The organism is Dellaglioa sp. BT-FLS60, from assembly GCF_054941065.1.
Genome location: NZ_JBSOLI010000032.1, coordinates 34,506 through 55,710, shown reverse-complemented (window position 1 = coordinate 55,710; position 21,205 = coordinate 34,506). Strand labels below are relative to the sequence as shown.

The 21,205-nt window shown below is 34.4% G+C and carries 18 protein-coding genes; 7 read left to right on the top strand and 11 right to left on the bottom strand.

What is annotated here, in order from left to right; genetic code table 11:
- Nucleotides 1–17 precede the first annotated feature (17 nt).
- The 7 genes from phnW (at nucleotide 18) to ACVQ8P_RS04675 (ending at nucleotide 6,309) form a co-directional block, all read left to right on the top strand.
- Nucleotides 18–1,121, top strand: a complete 1,104-nt coding sequence (phnW, locus tag ACVQ8P_RS04705) for a 2-aminoethylphosphonate--pyruvate transaminase (protein ID WP_462297823.1) — start codon at nucleotides 18–20, stop codon at nucleotides 1,119–1,121.
- A gap of 30 nt (nucleotides 1,122–1,151) precedes the next feature.
- Nucleotides 1,152–2,174 (top strand): phosphate/phosphite/phosphonate ABC transporter substrate-binding protein, encoded by a 1,023-nt coding sequence (locus ACVQ8P_RS04700; protein ID WP_462297822.1) that lies wholly within the window; start codon nucleotides 1,152–1,154, stop codon nucleotides 2,172–2,174.
- Between the two features lie 19 nt (nucleotides 2,175–2,193).
- Nucleotides 2,194–2,952, top strand: a complete 759-nt coding sequence (gene phnC, locus ACVQ8P_RS04695) for a phosphonate ABC transporter ATP-binding protein (RefSeq protein ID WP_462297821.1) — start codon at nucleotides 2,194–2,196, stop codon at nucleotides 2,950–2,952.
- A complete protein-coding gene (locus tag ACVQ8P_RS04690) occupies nucleotides 2,945–3,733 on the top strand; it encodes an ABC transporter permease subunit (RefSeq protein ID WP_462297820.1) in 789 nt (262 codons plus the stop codon). Before phnC ends, ACVQ8P_RS04690 begins: the two co-directional genes overlap by 8 nt.
- Nucleotides 3,730–4,584: a PhnE/PtxC family ABC transporter permease gene (locus ACVQ8P_RS04685; RefSeq protein ID WP_462297818.1), complete on the top strand. Its 855-nt coding sequence runs from the start codon at nucleotides 3,730–3,732 to the stop codon at nucleotides 4,582–4,584. The genes ACVQ8P_RS04690 and ACVQ8P_RS04685 overlap by 4 nt, the downstream gene beginning before the upstream one ends.
- Before the next feature lie 242 nt (nucleotides 4,585–4,826).
- Nucleotides 4,827–5,462, top strand: a complete 636-nt coding sequence (gene ribB / locus ACVQ8P_RS04680; protein WP_462297817.1) for a 3,4-dihydroxy-2-butanone-4-phosphate synthase — start codon at nucleotides 4,827–4,829, stop codon at nucleotides 5,460–5,462.
- Between the two features lie 85 nt (nucleotides 5,463–5,547).
- On the top strand, nucleotides 5,548–6,309 hold the full coding sequence (locus ACVQ8P_RS04675) for a formate/nitrite transporter family protein (protein ID WP_462297816.1): 762 nt from the start codon (nucleotides 5,548–5,550) through the stop codon (nucleotides 6,307–6,309).
- Nucleotides 6,310–6,545: 236 nt separating this feature from the next.
- On the opposite strand, the gene xylB is transcribed toward ACVQ8P_RS04675, so the two are convergent.
- From xylB to ACVQ8P_RS04620, 11 genes are all read right to left on the bottom strand, one after another.
- The gene (gene xylB / locus ACVQ8P_RS04670; RefSeq protein WP_462297814.1) at nucleotides 6,546–8,051 is read right to left on the bottom strand and encodes a xylulokinase; all 1,506 of its coding nucleotides are present in this window, start codon (nucleotides 8,049–8,051) and stop codon (nucleotides 6,546–6,548) included.
- 100 nt (nucleotides 8,052–8,151) lie between these two features.
- Entirely contained in the window at nucleotides 8,152–9,492 is a 1,341-nt protein-coding gene (gene xylA / locus ACVQ8P_RS04665; protein WP_462297813.1) for a xylose isomerase, read from the bottom strand.
- Between the two features lie 131 nt (nucleotides 9,493–9,623).
- A complete protein-coding gene (locus ACVQ8P_RS04660; RefSeq protein ID WP_462297811.1) occupies nucleotides 9,624–10,763 on the bottom strand; it encodes an ROK family transcriptional regulator in 1,140 nt (379 codons plus the stop codon).
- Nucleotides 10,764–11,202: 439 nt separating this feature from the next.
- The gene (gene yicI / locus ACVQ8P_RS04655) at nucleotides 11,203–13,341 is read right to left on the bottom strand and encodes an alpha-xylosidase (protein ID WP_462297810.1); all 2,139 of its coding nucleotides are present in this window, start codon (nucleotides 13,339–13,341) and stop codon (nucleotides 11,203–11,205) included.
- Between the two features lie 30 nt (nucleotides 13,342–13,371).
- Complete coding sequence (locus tag ACVQ8P_RS04650; RefSeq protein WP_462297809.1) at nucleotides 13,372–14,769, bottom strand: glycoside-pentoside-hexuronide (GPH):cation symporter; 1,398 nt, start codon at nucleotides 14,767–14,769, stop codon at nucleotides 13,372–13,374.
- Between the two features lie 339 nt (nucleotides 14,770–15,108).
- Nucleotides 15,109–16,047, bottom strand: a complete 939-nt coding sequence (locus ACVQ8P_RS04645; protein WP_462297807.1) for a dihydroorotate oxidase — start codon at nucleotides 16,045–16,047, stop codon at nucleotides 15,109–15,111.
- 108 nt (nucleotides 16,048–16,155) lie between these two features.
- Complete coding sequence (locus ACVQ8P_RS04640) at nucleotides 16,156–16,683, bottom strand: GNAT family N-acetyltransferase (protein ID WP_462297806.1); 528 nt, start codon at nucleotides 16,681–16,683, stop codon at nucleotides 16,156–16,158.
- 147 nt (nucleotides 16,684–16,830) lie between these two features.
- Nucleotides 16,831–17,358 carry a GNAT family N-acetyltransferase gene (locus ACVQ8P_RS04635; protein WP_462297804.1) on the bottom strand — a complete coding sequence of 176 codons (528 nt, stop codon included), beginning with the start codon at nucleotides 17,356–17,358 and terminating at the stop codon, nucleotides 16,831–16,833.
- Nucleotides 17,359–17,614: 256 nt separating this feature from the next.
- Complete coding sequence (locus tag ACVQ8P_RS04630; protein ID WP_462297803.1) at nucleotides 17,615–18,541, bottom strand: DUF7916 family protein; 927 nt, start codon at nucleotides 18,539–18,541, stop codon at nucleotides 17,615–17,617.
- Nucleotides 18,542–18,559: 18 nt separating this feature from the next.
- A complete protein-coding gene (gene celB, locus ACVQ8P_RS04625) occupies nucleotides 18,560–19,834 on the bottom strand; it encodes a PTS cellobiose transporter subunit IIC (protein WP_462297802.1) in 1,275 nt (424 codons plus the stop codon).
- Nucleotides 19,827–21,149 (bottom strand): glycoside hydrolase family 125 protein, encoded by a 1,323-nt coding sequence (locus tag ACVQ8P_RS04620; protein ID WP_462297902.1) that lies wholly within the window; start codon nucleotides 21,147–21,149, stop codon nucleotides 19,827–19,829. Before ACVQ8P_RS04620 ends, celB begins: the two co-directional genes overlap by 8 nt.
- Nucleotides 21,150–21,205 lie beyond the last annotated feature (56 nt).

The following is a 21,205-nucleotide window of genomic DNA, read 5'->3' as shown; positions in this document are numbered from 1 at the left end:
AAAGGAATCACCTAACTATGAAACAGCCCTACCTGTTACTTACACCAGGCCCATTAAGCACAACTCCCTCAGTAAAAAATGCCATGCAAATTGATCTCAGTACATGGGATTCGGATTACACTGCCATTACTGTTGAAATTCAAAATCAATTACTTGAAATTGCTCATGTTAAATCAACTGAATATGCTGCGGTACTTATGCAAGGCAGTGGTAGTTTTGGCGTTGAATCTGTCTTGGAAACAACTATTCCAAAAAAATCACAAAACTCAGATGCATGCCTCATGGTTGTAATTAACGGTACATATGGTGCTCGAATTGCCGAAATGGCTGAAAAAATGGGCATCAATCATGTTAATCTCGTTATTGACGAAACAACACCAGTCACACTTGATCTCGTTCAGAATTTTCTCAAAGACCACCCAGAAGTGACCCATTTTGCAACAGTTCATTGTGAAACAACAACTGGTATTTTAAATGATATCAACACCATTATTCCTTGGGTCTCAGCCCAAGGAATTGTCACAATTGTTGACGCAATGAGTAGTTTTGGTGGTATTCCCATTAATATTTCTAACTTAAAAATTGATTACTTAATTAGTAGCGCCAACAAATGTATTCAAGGTGTCCCAGGATTTTCATTCATTATCGCGCGTATCGCTCTTTTGGAACAATGCAAAGGTAACTCACTCTCTGTTTCACTTGATCTTTATGCCCAACATATCAGTTTTAAAGAACATCCTGGAAAATGGCGTTTCACATCGCCAACACATGTTGTTCTTGCCTTCGCACAAGCTTTGAAAGAACTAACCATTGAAGGCGGCGTCAAAAAACGTTTCATTCGCTACACAAAAAATCAACATGAACTCGTCAAAGGGATGGAAAAATTAGGCTATGAAACATTGTTGCCACTAGCCACACAATCACCAATTATCACGACATTCAAGCTGCCAAATGCATCATTTGATTTCCCCACTTTCTACCAGGCCCTAAAAATGAAACATTTCGTCATTTATCCGGGAAAAACAACCAAAGAACCCTCATTTAGAATTGGGACAATTGGGGACGTTTCATCAATAGAAATTGCATCCCTATTAACAGCCATTCAAGAAGTTTCAGCATAATTTTTCTCATAAAAAAAGGGGTACTAGAAATTGAAAAAACTAAAAACATTTATTATTGCTTTATTCGTCTTAACAATTGGTATCAGTCTAACGGCTTGTTCATCATCCGGCAGTTCTTCAAAAAAAGATACACTCACGATTGTTTTTTATCCTAATGAATCTGCTAAAGATTTCAACGCTTCTCGTGACGAAATTAAAAATCAAATCGCTAAAGCAACCGGTAAAAAAGTTAAAATTCAAACAACGACTGATTATAATGTCGCTATTGAAGCCATTTCATCTGGTAAAGCACAATTAGCCTTCATGGGTCCTGATGGCTATGTACAAGCCAATAACCAAAATAAAGATGTCCAACCTTTATTCACGCTTTCTGGTGCATCAGGCACGCTAAAAGATGCTAGTTACCATTCTTACTTCATGGTTCCAAAAGACAAAGCATCAGAATACCAAGTTAATGGTAAATACAGTATCAAAAATATCAAGGGTAAAAAGATCTCATTTGTTTCAGTTAGCTCAACTTCCGGTTATGCTATTCCAACCGCAAAAATCCAATCATTCTTTCACTTAAAAGATACAGATCAACTTTCACAAAATGGTAAATTCTTCAAAAATGTCTTAATGGGTAATTCTCATCAAGGCTCAGCTGTTAACTTATTCAAAGGTGACGTAGATGTAGCTGCTTTCGATGATATTGATACAAGTGCCTACATTACAGTTAAAAAAGGCTCATGGACAAAAGTCGGCTCAACTTTCGCTGTAAAATCTAATGCCACAGCACCTTTCACTGACGTACGTGGTAAAGAAAGTGTCGCAATCGCAATCAGTCCCGTTCAAAATGGTCCACTCGTTGCTAATACAAAAGCTTTAAGCAAGTCAGACCAAAAGAAAATCACATCATTATTCACTTCAGAAAAAATGACCAAAAATGCTAAAATTTTATCACCAGTCAATGCTAAAGTACCTGCAATCTGGAAGAAAGAATCATCAAAATCTAAATTACTTAAAATTTCAGACTCATGGTATAAACCAACCCATGAACTTGTTAAAAATTAACCTATAAGGAGAAAAAGCGATGTTATCTGTCAAAAACTTAAACAAGATTTACGCAACGGGTCAACATGCTTTAACAGACGTTTCATTCAATGTCCCAGATGGTCAATTTCTAGTCATCATTGGCCCATCTGGTGCTGGTAAATCAACGATTTTAAGAAGCTTAAATCAGCTAATAACGGACGATTCTGGCGAAATCAAATTAGATGATCAAGATATCCGTGCCGCATCTAAAAAAGGGTTACGCCGAATCAGACGTCAAATTGGAATGATTTTTCAAAATGCTAATTTAGTCAGTCGATTAACTGTGATTGAAAATGTTTTGCATGGCCGTTTAGGCTATAAATCAACTTTGGCTGGTATGTTCGGCCTTTACACAGAAGAAGAAAAAGAAAATGCCGTCTCACTTCTCAAACAAGTTGGTTTAGAAGACATGATGTACCATCGTTGCGATGAATTAAGTGGCGGACAGATGCAACGTGTGGGTATTGCACGTGCTTTAATGCAAAACCCAAAAGTTTTACTCTGCGATGAACCCATTGCCGCATTAGATCCAAAATCAACAAAAACGGTTATGGATTATCTACGCTATTTAGCTACTGAACGAAATATTACCTGTATTGTTAACTTACACCAAGTTGATATTGCTAAAGAATATGCAGATAAAATCATCGGTATTAACCAAGGAAAAGTTGTCTTTGAAGGAACAGCCAACGAACTAACGCCCTATGAATTGGATGCTCTTTACAAAACAACTAAACCGGTGGTTGCTAATGGATAATCATCATTTTTTCAATCTAAAAAAACGTAAATTTGCCCTTTTGTTAATCGGGTTCTTGGTTCTTTACTATGTGTCGGCAACTTTCGTCGATTACAACAACTTAGAAGCGTTCACTGCCGTTCCTGCAGGTATTAAATGGTTACTGGTGAATTTCATCCCAACCACTCGTTCCGTTAATTATTTACCTTTGATTTTAACTAAACTACTAGAAACAGTTGGCCTATCAATCTCTTCAACCATCATAGCTACTGCCTTTTCACTATTAATTGCTATTCTTGGTTCAAAAGTAACGGGTATCAACCGTTTCACCATGTTGTTCGCAAGAGTTATCGCTTCATTTTTCCGTAACATCCCTTTGGTTGCTTGGGCAATGATTTTACTATTCTCATTTAAGCAAAGCGATTTTACTGGATTTTTAGCCTTATTCTTCGGCAGTTTTGGCTACTTAACTCGTTTCTTCATGGAAACAATTGAAGATGATGCTGGATCAACAATTGAAGCTCTCGAAACAACTGGTGCAAGCTACTTCCAAATTATCTTTCAAGGGGTCATCCCAATGATTTCTTCAACGATGTTAAGTGGTATTTTATACATGATTGAAAACAACATTCGCGATGCCACTCTTGTAGGTATTTTAACTGGTACGGGGGTTGGTTTCTTGTTTAATCTTTACTATAAAAGCTTTCGTTTTGATTTAGTAGGTATGACAACGTTGATGATTATCATCATTGTCATTGGCCTTGAGTTACTTTCAACACAGATTAGGAGATTAATATCATGACAGAACTGACAACGACACAACATTTATCTCAACCGCAACGTCATAAACCCATTCAAGTTCATCCTTGGAACCGGCGGCGTAGTGTCACAGTCGTGGTTGCCTCACTACTCATTGTTGCAACTGTCATCTCATTACTCACGATGTCGACTGGAAATATTAAATTTAGTGCAGCGACTGTCTCCTTCTTTAAAAATCTAGGATTAATTTTTCTACAGCCCGGGCTAAATGGAACAGATTCGTTTGGATCCCTACTTTCAGCATTAGCAACAAGTGTTGCGTTAGCCATTTTGACTACCCTAATTGGAGCCATTATCTCATTCGTTATCGCACTATTTGCCGCAAGAAATTTATCCAACCCAATTATTTCAACAATCATCAGAGTTGTCATGGCAACAATCAGAGCGGTGCCAACCATTTTATGGGCATTAATCTTCTCAATCGTCATTGGCTTAGGCGCAACTGCCGCCGTTATTGGTTTAAGTTTTCATAGTATTGCTTATCTCACAAAAGCTTACTCTGAAAGTATCGAGGAACTAGACGATGACGCTTTAGATACACTAAAAGTCAGTGGTGCAAGTTGGTGGCAGATTGTCTTTCAAGCTGTTATTCCTGCCACAATCCCAATGCTGTTATCATGGACGTTCATTCGTTTTGAAATGAATTTCACAAACGCTGTAGCAGTTGGGGCTGCTGCAGGCGCAGGTGGTATTGGCTATCAACTATTCATGTCGAGTGGGTTCTACTTCGATTTCCACGAAATCGGTGTTATTATCTATCTTTGCTTAATTGTAGCTGGTATTTTTGAATACATTTCTCTTAAATTACGCAGTAATTATCTGGTTAGAAAATAAGTTAATTAACCAAAAGGAGCTATTCAAATTGAATAGCTCCTTTTGGTTTTAAAACACGTACATTGAATTGTAGCAAAGAATATATAGTTCTCTTTTTGATTAAAATTATCGTTAAAATAACTATTTTTAAAAATAAAAACACTTTTTAACTGATTCCTTCATTGACATATCACCTTTTAGCTATTATGCTTAATCACATCAAATCAATTGATTTGAAATAACTGAACGAGGTGCTTAATTTTATGACAGAATCAAAGTTTAGTTCTATCGAAGTTGCAGTTAATCAACTTAAAGATGGTGGATTAATTATTGTTTCGGACGACGAAGGTCGGGAAAATGAAGGTGATTTGATTGGTTTAGCTGCAAATATCACACCTGAAAATTTGAACTTCATCATAAAACAAGCACGTGGATTAGTCTGCATGCCCCTTGAATCAGATCTTGCCAAAAAACTTGGTTTACATAAAATGGTCCAAAATAATACTGAAATTAACGAAACAGCTTTCACGATTTCAATGGATGGCGCGTACGATAAAACAGGGGTTACTACAGGCATTTCTGCATACGATAGAGCTACAACAATACGTCAAGCAATGAAACCTGACGTTCAAGCTAGTGATTTCGTTCATCCCGGTCATACATTTCCATTAATTGCTAAAGCTGGTGGCGTTCTTGAACGAACTGGCCACACTGAAGCGGCAGTCGATTTAGCAAAATTAGCAGGTTTTACACCTGGTGGCGTCATTTGTGAAATTGTTAGTGAAGACGGCCATATGGCTCGCCAACCAGAATTAATAAAACTATCCGAAAAATTTAATTTACCTTATATTACTATTAAACAATTAGTAACTTATCTAAAAAAGCGACAAGCAGCTTAACCCCATTAAGTTTAAATCATCAAACAAATTAATAGTCATAAATTTAATATCTGTCTATTTCTCAGCAAAAACAAGGAGATAATTTATGTATTCACCAAGTAAAATTGTAGATTTTAGTATCGAAGCTGGGACTAACAAGATTCAAAAGTCACTAATAGAAAAGCTCATTTTAGGCTTTATCGGCGGTGCCATGATTTCACTAGGCTATCTTGCCTATATCCGCGTATCTGCCTCAATTCCAGCTAATCTAGCCAGTTTAACTAATCTCGTTGGTGCGTCTGTATTCCCAATCGGCTTGATTGTCATTTTACTATGTGGTGGCGAACTCGTTACCGGGAATATGATGGCCGTTTCAATTGCTTTTATGGATAAAAAAGTGGATTTCTTACAATTAGTTCTGAACTGGATTGTGATTACTATTGCGAATGTGATTGGTGCCATTTTCGTTGCTTACTTTTTCGGTCATGTCGTTGGTTTAACCCATAGCGATGCTTATTTAACCCAGGTCATCAGTTTAGCTGATCACAAAGTATCTGCAACTTGGTTACAAGCCCTCATTTCTGGAATTGGTTGTAATTGGTTTGTTGGCTTAGCATTGTGGCTATCTTATGGTGCAAAAGACGCTGCTGGCAAAATTCTAGGCATTTGGTTTCCTATCATGATTTTTGTTGCCATCGGGTTCCAACATAGTATTGCGAATTCCTTTGTCATTCCAGCTGCTATTTTTGAAGGTCATTCTAATTGGCTTGCATTCATTCAAAATTTCTTCTTTGTTTATATTGGTAATATTATCGGTGGTGCAATCTTTGTTTCAGGTTTTTATTATTTAAGCTATAAAAAACATTAAAAATATTGATTATGTCATAACTGTGAAATAAATGGCCTCTGAAAAATAAAAACAATTGAAAAACCAAAATTGGTTTTTCAATTGTTTTTATTTTTGCTTTTTTAGGTATATTAGTCCTTAATGTAACTAATTTTAAAATATTTAAGTCCATAATTACAAGTCTATGCATCGAAAATTGGTTTCACATCAAATTTAGAGACTTATGTCACAGCCTCACCATTAGATTTCATTTTATTCTAAATATCATTACGTCTGTAATCCATTAGTCCATGACTAATTTCAGCCGTTTGACCGTATACTTTAGTGTAAAGTTGATATAACTTTTGATATTTTTTAACATTATCAGGATTTGGTAAATATTCTTTCCCATAGCTAACAAATTCCTTAGCTGTATCTTGTAAAGTGTCAAACCAGCCACTACCGGTTGCGGCAATCATTGCAGCTCCCATACCGGGACCTTGTTCATTAACCAACGAAACCACTTTTTTATTGAAAATATCAGCTTGAATTTGTAACCAAACTGGGCTTTTAGCACCACCACCAATGGAAACAACGGTATCAAAGTCACTCCCTTGAGAATCAAAGATTGTCATAATATCTTCAAACGAAAAGACAATCCCTTCTAAAACGGCTCTCGTAAAATCATTTTTTGTGTGCGTGCCATCAATTCCAATAAAGCTCCCACGAATATCACCATCTGGATAAGGTGTCCGTTCTCCCACAATATAAGGCGTGAAAAGTAACCCATTAGCACCAACGGTAGATTTGTCTGCATCAGCAACAAATGTTGCAAAATCAGCATCGTCAGCAAAGGTCTTTTTAAACCAAGATAAACTATATCCAGCGGCTAATGTAACACCCATTGTGTAATATTTATTAGGAATAGCATGATTGAAAAAGTGCAACTTACCGTTATAATTCACATCAGCTGAATCTTCATATTTCAATACAACACCAGAAGTTCCAATTGATGACATGACCATATTAGGATATAAAATTCCCGCACCAATCGCACCAGCAGCATTATCAGCGGCGCCACCAAATACTTTAGTCTCCGTTGTTAACCCAGAAAATGCGGAATAAGAATCACTAATATTTCCTGCTAATCCAATCGATTCAATTAATTCTGGGTAAATCGACATTGATAAATCAAACTTCTCAGCAATTTTTTTACTCCATTTTTTGTTAGCTTCATCCATCATGACGGTACCAGCTGCATCAGAGTATTCCATTGCTAGATTACCCGTCATTCGGTATCGTAAATAATCTTTTGGTAACAAGAAAGTCTTCACTTTTGAATAAATTTTAGGTTCATTTTCCTTAACCCACAATAATTTAGGCAACGTAAAGCCTTCCAAAGGGACATTACGTGTGATATCAATAAAGTCTTGACCCATGACATCTAAGATTTCTTTGCATTGCGCAGTTGTTCGCGTATCATTCCATAAAATAGCTGGACGCAAAACTTGATTATTTTCATCTAATAAAACGAGCCCATGCATCTGACCAGAATAACTAATACCTTCAATATCTTCAGGTTTAACGTGATCATTCAAAATCAAGCGTGCAATGGCAACGGTTGTTGCTGTGACCCAATCTTCAGGATTTTGTTCACTATACCCTGGCTTAATTTGTGATAAAGGATAATCATAACCTTCTTGCGCAACAATGACTCCTTTTCGATCCACAACTGATACTTTAACTGCACTAGTTCCTAAATCGACCCCTAGTACGACTCCCATTTCATTCGCTTCTTTCTACATTTAATTTTTACTACTTTAGAAAATAAAAGAGCTCAGGATTCAGGCACTGCCTCACTCCGTTGCTCTTTTATCGCTGTTGTTATTTACCTAAAACTGAGTAAATGTAATTATTTAATGTTGATTTCAATTGTTCCAAATGACCTGATTTTGTTGAAGCAATGATTTCTGATTGTGGTTTATCGATAATGTAATCTTCGAATTCTTTGAAGCTTACTTTACCAGCTTCGAAGTCTGCGCCGATTCCTGATTTAAATGAACTGTAACGATCATCTAAGACTTTATCGAAGACACGATCTTCAATCAATTTAGCTGCAACTCGTAAACCAGCTGCGTAAGTATCCATACCAACCATATGTGATAAGAATAAATCTTGCATTTCAAATGATTGACGACGAGGTTTAGCATCAAAGTTCAAACCACCTGTTGGTAAACCACCGTTTTTCAACATTTCGTACATTACTAAGGTTGCTTCATAGATATCATTTGGAAATTCATCAATATCCCAACCAACTAATTTATCACCCATGTTAGCATCTAATGAGCCTAACAAGTTAGCATCGCGAGCAACACGAACTTCATGTTCATAAGTATGGCCAGCTAAGTAAGCATGGTTACCTTCAAGGTTAAGTTTGAAGTCATTTTCCAAACCGTAAGTTTTCAAGAAAGCAATTGTTGTTGCTGCATCTGTATCATATTGATGTGTTGTTGGTTCCATTGGTTTTGGTTCAAGTAAGAATTGACCCGTGTAACCAATTTCATTGGCGTAATCTTTTGCTAATCTAAAGAATTTAGCAATGTGATCTTGTTCCAATTTCATATCCGTATTTAATAATGAGTCATAACCTTCACGGCCACCCCAGAATACATATGATTGAGAGTTAACACGTTTAGCAATTTCTAATGAATGTTTAATTTGAGCTGCTGAGTAAGCAAAGACATCGGCAAAAGGTGCTGTGGCACCACCAGCTACGAAACGTGGATTTGTGAACAAGCTTGATGTATTCCAAAGAACTTTTTTGCCAGTTTCTTCCATTTTTTCAACGATATGATCAACGATTTTATCAAGGTTCGCATTTGTTTCACGTAATGTATCCCCTTCTGGTGCTAAATCACGATCATGGAATGCAAAATATTCAACATCCATTTTATCAAGGAATTCGAATAAGTAATCAACTTTTGCAATTGCTTGTTTCATTGGATCTTCGATTGTATCCCAAGGACGTTGAGCAGTACCATCACCAAATGGATCAGTTAAACGTTGGTCCATTGTGTGCCAGAAAGCAACTGAGAATTTAAGCCATTCGCTCATTTTTTTACCGTTAATAACTTCATCAGCATTGTAATAATGGAATCCATTACCTGCTTGTAACTCTTTTGTATTTCCTACGTAAGTTAATTTTTCTTGTTTAAATAATGACATGATTAGATCTCCTTTTAAGTTAGTTGGTTTTGTTTACAAACTTATTATAATACGCTTTCATCTTTTTAGCAAGCGCTTTCTAATGGGCGTAAAAAAAGAAGTCAGTGTATGACTTCTCTTTTTATATCCAGTTAAAATTTTATTTTTATTTTACCCATATCTAATATTCGATGCGTAATAACCGACATAGCTCCCAGTAAAGTTGAAAATTCAACATTACTTGATAATCTAACAGTCGCTTCTTTACTTGAAACCTTTTTCAATTCATCATTAATTTGATCTATAATTACTGGAATTTTTTCAATTAATGGTGAATTCAAATAAATAATTTCTGGATTAAATTCAACGTTAACATTATGCACAACTTCTGTTATCAAATGAACAAAGTAATCAATTTCTTTCTTCACGATGACATTATTTTGATAATATAATTGTTGTACATCATCCAATTCAACTTCTTTTTTTAATTCAATTCTCAATTTATTAATAATCGCATCTTGTGAGCACACATCTTCAATTCGACTCGTATTACCTGCTGTCTCATTTTCAGAATGCATTAACATTCGACCAATTTCGCCTGCCTCACCACTCCAACCTCGGTAAAGCTCATTATCGATAATTAATCCAGCACCAATTCCTTTATGAATACTAATTGTAATCAAATTACTAATTATTTTATCACTAAAATCACGTTCAAAAACGGCTGCCAAATTGGCCTCGTTTTCTATACTAATCGGAACATCTACCAACTTTTCAAGCTCTTCGATAACCGACATACCTTGTAAATCTAAAAACGGTAAATAAGTAATTTCATGGTTACTGTCAACGACCCCATGGACTGAAATACCAATACCCAAAAGACCATTTAACGTCTGCTTTTTATCTGAAAAATTAATTTTTTCGTTAATGATACCCAAAACATTAGTCAAATCGTTCATTTTTAACTGGTAACGATCATAAGACATCATTTTTCCATTAAAATAATTCAGCATAACATCTAAATAATCATACCCCATATCAAGGGCAATTGTGTATCCGTATTCTTGATTGATATTTAACATAATGGGCTTCCGACCACCAATTTTCGTACTATCGCCTTCGCCTTGCTTTTCAACAAGTTTCTGTTCTTCTAACTCATTAAAAATACTCGATACTGTTGCTTTATTTAAATTTAAATTTTTAGATATTTGTGCTCTAGAAATATTTGCATTATTAAATATTTGTTGTAAAACTAACTTTGAATTATCGCCCCGTAATAGTCCTATTTCCACTTTAATTACTTCCTTATGTATTATTGATATCTGTTGTTAATCATACCATATTTGAGTATTTCATTCGTACCACAAAGATTCAAATAACAAATATCCAAAAAAGCTTTAAAGTTTTCAATAGCAATTTGATAATTAATAACTTTATCAAGACAACGATTAATCAAATCAAGTGATTTTTACACCCCTATCCATTATTAAACTAAAATTATTCTTTTTATAAAAGGAAAGTCTTCTATAAAATATTAACCTTTTATTTTATACCTTAGATTATCCTAAAAAAGATGACATTTAGAGAAAATCACCTCTAAATGTCATCTTTTTTTAGGATTTATATCGCAGTCCATTTTTACTTTAGTACATTGTGATTATTATCAGAATCCTCAAAACTAACTTCTTTCTATTCTAATTACAGTAATCACTAATTATATCAATTGAAAAATTAATTCAATTTTCTCCAAACTGGTAAACTCTTAAAATCATACGTCTCATTCATCCATTTTCCTTGATGATTTATTTCTAGTACACGATTATCTAAAACATGCTGCCACTTACCTTCAGGCAAGTAATAATCTACTGTACCCTCTTTATCCATAACTGGTGCAACTAGAATATCTGAACCAAACATATATTGACGATCAATACTAGAAGTATTAGGATCATCTGGGAATTCCATATACATAGGACGCATCAATGGAATTCCTTGATAGACTGATTCCTTTGCCTGTCCATATATATATGGCATTAAACTTTGTTTTAACTTGGCAAATTTACGTGTAACAACAACCGCTTCTTCATCAAATAACCAAGGCACACGATATTCAATATTTCCATGATAACGTGAATGACTAGACAATAAACCAAACTGAGTCCATCTCTTATATATTTCTGGACTTGCATTTGCTTCAAAACCACCAATATCATGACTCCAAAATGTAAATCCTGATGACATTAAACTAAGTCCGCCTCTCAGACTATCTGCCATAGAATGGAATTGACTTAAATTATCGCCACCCCAATGAACTGGATATTGTTGGCCACCTACAGTTGCTGATCGTGCAAATACTACTGCATCATCTTTTCCTTTTTCCTCTTGTAAAAGTTCAAATACAGCTTTGTTGTATCTTCCTGTATAAAAGTTATGTTCTCCTTCAGGATTATTTCCGTTGTAGTAAACAGCATCGTGCATAGGAATTCTTTCCCCAAAATCAGTTTTGAAAGCATCAACTCCCATATCCAATAAGTTCTTAAGCAAACCTTGATACCATGTAACAGCTTCAGGATTTGTAAAATCAACAATTGCGTTACCTGGTTGCCACAAGTCCCATTGCCATACGTTTCCATCCTTTTTCTTAATAAAGTAACCTTTTTCCTTACCAATTTTAAACAAAGGAGATTTTTGTGATACATAAGGATTTATCCAAACACAAACTTTAAGTCCTTTTTCATGTAATCTACTAATTAATCCTTTTGGATCAGGAAATTGTTCTTTATCCCATTCAAAATTACTCCATTCAAAACCTTTCATCCAAAAACAATCAAAATGAAATACAGAAAGTGGAATATCACGTTCAAACATACCATCAATAAATTTCATTACAGTTTTTTCTGAATAATCAGTTGTAAATGATGTTGATAACCATAATCCAAATGTCCATTCTGGAGGCAATGCAGATCCACCCGTTAATTTGTTATACTTACTTACGACATCTTTAGGAGAATCTCCACCAATAACATAGTATTCTAGACTTTCTCCTCTTGTAGAAAAGCTAACTCGGTCAACGACCTCACTAGCCACTTCAAAGCTAGTTGGCTGACTTTCGTTAACAAAAACACCATAATAAATACCTGTTTTTTCATCTTTTGAAACACCTAATTTTGCTGCTATATAAAATGGAATTGATTTATAACTTTGTTCTGATCCTGTACCACCATCTCGATTAATAATATCAATACTTTGTCCATTTTTTACAAACGGACCAAATGATTCCCCAAATCCATAAACATTCGTCCCAGGAAGTAAACTAAGTTGTTCACGCATATAATGTACACTTGAACTTATTTGATTATCAGGTAATAACGATTGTGCACCTACCACTGTATTGGGATGCATGATTTGTCCTGGCGTGCCTCCGGAAATATCATCTATAGATCCCTGTGCACCGTACTCTGACCCTGTAATACGTTTGTCTTTATAATTAAAATCAATATTAAATTTATCATTTAAATTAACTACAACCTCAAGATCACCACTTTTAAATGTAGCTTGTTTTTTATCTACATGAATATCTGGGTTAACCTTTTGTTCAACTAATTGATATTCTGGCATACGATCATCTTGATCAAAATGTTTCACTTGAATACCAATAATATTTTTATCAGGTGAAAACACAGACATTACCGTATTACCTGTATCTAACATATCACTTCTTGAATTTATTTTATTAAAACTTGAATATACACGTAAAGCTTTATTTTTAGACAATTCTGAATCATCTAAAATATCTGTATCATAAGCTTCTACTGGGTTATTTATTAAGTATTTTTCGTTTGTTAACCAATATCCATTTGAAAATTTCATTATTAATTTCTCCTTTTACTATAATATTTTTTATTGTTCACTTTCATGTTTAACTTTTAAATCTGCTACCATTTTATTTTCAATTTTATCTACATTATTGAATAATAACGCTATACATGAAGCAATATATCCAATTAATGGAATCCAAATGAAACCTAATCTAATTGCATTTAATGCAGAAGCTGACTGTACTACTGAATGCCCTGTAGTTACAGCAATATATCCTCCGCTGGCCAAAATTGACGATAAAATCATACTACCTAGACCCATACCTAATTTTGCACTAAATGAACTGAATGACGTAACAAAACCTTCTGCACGAACATTATTTTTCCATTCACCAAAATCAACTGCATCAGATAACATCACTGCAATTAAAGCACCCGTCAAACCATAACTAATATAGTACAATACAATCCCAAATAAAATCATGGGAACGTTTCCATTCATTTTATCAGCAAAAAATAAAATTACTTGTGATAATGCTGTTCCTATCATACCAATTAGCATTGTATTTCTTTTCCCAATTAATTTTGTTGAAAGAGGTACTAACGCTGTAGATGCCAATGTAATTACCGTACCTGCTAAAACCCAACTACCCAAAGCTTCATTATGTAGCACATATTTAAAGTAATATGGTAAAGAACTAGATCTTACTGCAAATGCTCCCCAGTAAATAAAGTTAATAAATATAATGATAACCCATGGATAATTTCCTTTTAAAGCCTTAACTGATTCTCTCATAGGAATTGAGCGTTTCGAATCTTTCGTAACGATTCGTTCCCGTGTTCCGGCAAAAGCTGTCATTAAACATACTATTGTAAGGATACCTAAAATAATAGCCCAAACGAACCAACCGGCTGCCGATGTTGTAGCATCAGCTTTGCTACTACCAAAGCGCATTCCAAACCAAGCAACTGCTGGAAGAGTTAGTGGTAATAAAATTGATGCTCCCATATTTCCAAAGAATTGACGCACAGTAGATAGAACGACACGTTCCTGAGGATTGGATGTCATTGTTGGTAAAATAGACGTAACAGGGATGTTCACCCCTGAATATAATACCTTAACTCCAATATAAGCAACGTATATCCATACTACTTTCCATGTATATGGTAAATTAGGTGCTGAGAATGCCATAACACAGAAAAGTGCGAATGGGATCGAAAACCATAACCAATATGGTCTTGATTTCCCCCACTTAGTATGAGTTCGATCAATAAATTGACCCCAAACAATCCCATCAAAAGAATCAATCACGGCAGTAAGAGCAAATAATCCTGTAATAACTGATGCTTTAATACCCATTGTATCTGTACTAAATACTAAAAAATAAGTACCAACAATTTGAAAAATAGTGTTACATCCAAAATCAGACATAGCATATGCTAATCGTTCTTTCCAAGAAACTTGATTTTCTTCTTCCAAAACTACATACCTCCTAATAATTTCATCAAAACCTAATATAAATATTGCTAAATAACCTGTACTAAATATTAATTTTGAACAAAATAACATTGCTCATAATTAATATATTCTAACGCCCAAAAAGTTTAGTTAACCTTTGACAATTCATCACATAAAAAATCCCTCCTATTCATCGCACTTTTTAGAAAGCGCTTTCTATTACACAAACAATAGTATCACAATTAGTTTGTGTTGTAAACCAACTAATTGTAAAAACTTTTATCAAGTTATTTATGCCGACTAAAACATTTAAAAACACCTAATCGAAGGCATTCCCGATTAGGTGTTCTCTATTTACTCTTATAAATAATTTAATTTTCCTCTAAAATCCTCAATACTACTGTAACCTTTTTCCGCCATAATTTCTTCAAGTTCTGCAGTCAAACGTTCAAAAACAGCTGGTCCTTCGACCATCAATGCTGTACCAACCTGAACCATACTTGCCCCACAAAGAATATGTTCAAAAACATCTTTACCAGTTTGAATCCCACCGGTTCCAATCACTTGAATATCCTTGTTCAAGCGTTGATAGAAGGCATGTACATTAGCCAAGGCAGTTGGTTTAACATATTCGCCACCAATACCACCAAAGCCTTGCTTAGGCTTAATAACAACCGTTTCTGTGTCATCATTAATGTATAATCCGTTACCAATACTGTTAATACTATTTACATATGATAATGGATATTGATTTAAAATAGCTGCCATTTGATCAAAGTGAATAATATCAAAATAAGGTGGTAATTTAACACCTAAAGGTTTGTGATAAACATCAAAAACAGCTTTTAAAATAGCATCTACTGTGTCAAAATCATAACCCGTTTGTGGTTTTCCTGGAACATTAGGACAAGATAAATTTAATTCAACAATCCCTGAAAAATCTGAATCCGTTACTTTTTGGAGTAACTCGAGATCTTCTGCCAGATTAAAACCAGTAATTGATAAAAAGTATGTTTTACCAGGATGGTTTATCTGATTTTGAGAAACAAAATCTAAATAATAATCAACACCGTTATTTGGTAATCCCATTGAGTTGATACTACCGAATTCAGTCTCAAAATAACGCGGTTCTGGATTACCTTTACGTGGTTGAAGCGTGCCACTCTTCGTTACAAAAGTGGCTGCCTTAGAATTTTCGACGGCCAGTAATTCATCACTATCCATACAATAAACACCAGATGCATTCATCATACAATTATCAAAATTAGCACCTGCTAAAGTCGTTGCTGTTGAAATCAAAAAAATCCCTCCTCCATATTGATTGATACTAGTATACCGTATCAAAATAGAAATTGTTGCCTTTTTCACAAAAAAAGACAACAATCTCACTCTGCTGTCTTGAACACTTTATTTTAAAATAAGTTGGTAAACATATCGTTCTGCTTCATCACTATCAGGCGTTCGAATAACACCTTTATACTCAAAATCATTCGCTACAATAACATGTTGCATCCCTTTATTTTCGGAGTTGGTATCAACCCGAATATCTTTATAATCAGCTAGTCTAGCAACCGTCAGAAGGTAAGAGATTACGCTTCCTGCTAAGTGTTGCCCTCTAAATTTTGTAGAAATAGCCACACGATGAATGGCAGAATAACGTGCTTCTGGACCATTAATCCACTCGCCATCTTTAATCTGTAAATACATTGGCTCAATTCCCGGACAAAGTGCAGCAGTTCCTGCAATTTCATCTCCAACCATTAAGATATAAGTTAATTCATCTTTAATATCTTGTTCTAATTGGTTAATTTCTGGATAGGAACCTTGCCATTGATTAATTTTTTGCGCTTTAAGATAACCCTTTGCTTCGTCGATAATGTTTATAATGGCCGGTAAGTCTTCGGATGTTGCCAATCTCAAGTAAGATACAGTCACTGTTACACTTCCCTTTTTATATTTCAGTATTTAGTTGACATAAGATTGCTGATTATTGTAACGTATCATTCCCCAAGATACAATCAATTTCAAATAAAATAAAAACAGTACTGGATTTCATTCCAATACTGTTAGCTTCAAAACACTTTATTTTAAAATAATTTGGTAAGCATAGCGTTCTGCATTCGCGCCATCGTCCATATGAATTATCCCTTTGTAATCAAATCCATTTGACGTAATCACGTGTTGCATCCCTTTATTCTCAGGATGCGTATCCACACGAACATCTTTATAACCCAATGATCTGGCAATTGTTAACAACCCTGAGATCATTTTTTCTGATAAACGTTGGCCTCTAAATTTTGAAGAAACAGCCACACGATGAATAGCAGAATAACGTGCTTCTGGGCCATTAATCCATTCGCCACCTTCAATATGAAGATACATTGGGTCAATTCCTAACCAAAGTGCAGCAGTTCCTGCAATTTCATCTCCAACCATTAAGACATAAGTCAATTGGTCTTTAATATCTTGTTCTAAATGGTTCGCCGCCGGGTAGGCCCCTTGCCATTGATCAATCCCTTGTTCTTTAAGGTAAGCTTTTGCTTCCTCAATAATTCCTGTAATTGCTGGTAAGTCTTCTGGCGTTGCCAGTCTTAAGTAAGATACAGTCACTGTTACACATCCTTTATTATGCTTAATCTACTCGTATAAATACGATTGAAAAATTATTATAACGCATAATTTATCAATATACAATTGGTTTTCACTTTATTTTTAAAAGGGTGCCATTTTCCTTTAACCACGTATAAAAATAACCTTTAAAAGTTATTTGAAAGCTTAACTTTTAAAGATTATTTATTTGTTTATGATTATTTTTTAATCTAACATCTCAAAAAATATATTTATTCTGAGTTTCTAAAATATTAAATTATCTAAGAATAGACTGTGCCTTCATACGAAGTTGATGACGTTCTCCCCGAATTGCATTACCTAAAGCATCTATATTTTGATAAATACTTAATCCTGAAAATCCTGCATCTCCAATATGTTGTATGTCAACACCACACGCTTTACATTCTAAAGCAATTTTTTGAATAACTTGTTCATTAGAACTTTCTTGACTGGTTCCAATTGCTGACATCGTTAGTACTTTTTTAGCAATATCATTTTGATTACGATTATATTTTTGAACTACTTCTACCATTTTAGATAAATCATCACTGGTAAATTTTGGTACCGTATAAACGGCTGGAAGTAATATCACATCTGCTCCAGCTTCTATGAATTTTTCTACACTTTGTTCATCGATAACAGGTTCATCAATTCCTGAACTATGCATTTTACCAGCAATAATCAATCCACTAAATATTTCTTTTGCTTCTTTAATTGAGTTATAAATAGCATCATTTGAAACTCCCGTTCCAGGATTTCCCGTCAAACAAATAAAATCTAATCCTAGTTCATCAGCCTTCTTAAATGTTGCAATTGATGCCTTACGTCCAACATTAATTTCTTCTTTAACATCCATAATATTCAAAGTTTCATCAACTGGCTCAATATTAGCCCCAATTGGCCGACCCACTAGCTTTCGTAAATAACGAATGGGATCTACTTGGTTTTCTTCAAGCCCTGCTATAGAAGGTCGTTCTAGATTTAATGCATTTAATAAAATTAAATCAGCTCCAGCATATTTAGCAATTTCACTATTTGTAATGCCGTCAACAACTGGATCTTTAACCACAGCATTTTCACTTAAAATAGTCCTACCTTCACTGGCATAAATAGCACGTTTTAATTCGCTTCCTGACATAGCTAGTAATTCACTTGCCGTACAATTTAATAATCTTTTTACCATATTAATTTTCTCCTTAATTTATGACAATTCATTTTTAACAAATTGATTATCCATACTTTTAAAGAATGGATAGTATATTAAAATAGAGACTGCAATATTAACAATTTGCATAATTGCTCCACTTATATGTCCTGTCGCTAGGTAACCACTAATTAACGGTGGCATTGTCCATGGAACAGAAACGCCATTTGTTTTAGCAACTATCCCTGTTAACATTGCTGTATAAGTCATCAATGTTGAAACAATGGGTGCCAAGATAAATGGGATAAACATGATTGGATTCAGTACAATCGGAACACCAAACATTAATGGTTCACTAATATTAAATAGTGCTGGCACAATCCCAACTTTACCAATTGATTTATTTTGTAAGCTCTTACTAAAAAAGAATAAACAAAATGCCAACGCAATTGTAGTTCCTGCTCCACCCATGTGAACGAAAATATCGAAGAACGGTTGTGTGAAAATATTCTTCAACTCATGTCCACTTTGAAATGCAATTCTATTCTCATCCATTTTTTGCATCCAAATGGGATTCATTATTCCACCCATAATATTAGCTCCATGAATTCCACATAACCAGAATACACTTATCAGCAGTTCATACAAAATTGCACCAAACATGGTATCACCCAATGCGCTAAGGGGACGTCCAAGAACAATTCCTATCAAATCATGCAAACTTCCCATGTTTACTGCTGCTAAAGTCCAACTAATGATAGCAAAAAATACAATAATAATTAATCCAGGAATTAATGCCGCAAAAGATTTTCCAACTGCAGGTGGTACCCCATCTGGCATTCTAATAACTAAATTTTTCCCACTTAAATATCTAAATAACTCTGTAGTGACAATAGCTATAACGATTGCTACGAATAATCCCTTGCTTCCCATCAAACTCATAGGAATTCCAACATCTCCATTTTTCGCCAAAATATGAGGTGTACTAACTAAATATGAAGATAATGACAAAATACCAACGGATAAAGAATCAATTTTATATTGTTTTGCTAACGAATATGCAATTGAAAATGCCGATATAATTCCTATTAAATTAAAGGTACCATCAACAATAATATTAAGACGATTGGTCCAACCACCAGCCCCCATTAAATTAACATACCATGATGCTGTAATCGGCAAACTATTAAAAATTAATGCAACTGATCCAATAATTATCAATGGCATTAAATAAGATATTCCGTCCCTAATAGCAACCAATTGTTTTATTGATCCTATTTTAGATGCGAATGGTGTTATTTTTTCTTCTAAAATTTTTTGAATTTTATTCATGTGAGTCCACTCCTTTTAATATATATTTACTATCAATATCTAAAAAATTAATTATTAATTGACAAAACATCATATTGGACCATGAAAACCACTTACGAGTATATAAACTGGGATTGTTAATATAAAAACTTTCATGACATTGTTTCGTACCGTCCGTTGTTTTTACAAGTAAGTCCAATAAAGATTTTTTCTCTTCAATTGATGTTGAAGTTAGTCCTTGTATCGATAACGCAATAGGCCATACATAATTTTTCGGTGTATGTGCACTTCCAATTCCAGCTCCGAACTTACCGGAAAAGAAATATGGGTTTTCTGTACTTAAAATCAACTCTCTTGTAGCCAAATAAGTTGGTTCATCTTTTTCACAATACCCAATATATGGCGCAGATAACAAACTCGGTACATTTGCATCATCCATTAACAGATAATTGCCATATCCATCAACTTCATATGCGTAAACAAATTGTCCTGTTTTTGGATGTTTAACAGTCCCATATTTCTCAATACCTTCTTTAATCTCCTTACGTAATAAATTAACTTTATCTATAAATACTGCTTCATCATAAAACAGTTCTAATACTTCAACCAAATATCCAAGAATAACAGTTGCAAACATATTTGCCGGAATTAAATATCCATATGTACATGCATCATCACTTGGTCTGAATCCAGACCAAGTCATTCCAGTATAGGCGACCGGAGTCCCTTTTCCATTAACTGGCAAGGTGTCCTCAGCTCTATCTGTCGAACGTTCAAACCGATAAGTTGATAAATCATGGTGCTGCTCTTGCTTAAATGTCTCTACAATCATTTTAGCGGCATCTAAAAATGTTTTATCAAAATGTTTACTATAAGTTGTCTGTTTATACAACTTGTAGGCCATTTGAATTGGATAGCACAATGAGTCCACTTCATACTTTCTTTCCCATATCCATGGATTCATATCTGTGTGATCGTCTTGATGACCATTAGAATTATCAGTTTCGTTGAAAGCGTTTGCATATTGATCTATCAAAATATATTTGCATTGCGAAGTAACTAAATCCCCCAGTAACGTCTGAAAACTGCTATTGCTTTTAGCAATTGATAAGTATGGATATGCCTGTGCTGTCGAGTCTCTGAGCCACATTGCAGGTATATCTCCAGTAATTAAAAATACTTTTCCATCACTAGTCAAGTTAATTGTCTTCTCTAAAGTATCTGAAAAAACTGCTTGAAATTGCTCCCCCCAAGAATTTCGACTTATTTCATTTGTTTCTTTTTCAATTGATTTTGAAAACCTTTCTAAATCAATTCTCAACTTATCTTTCAAAATAATTAATAACCTCCTTTAAAAAATACAAATGATATATCTTTTATTACATTAATATC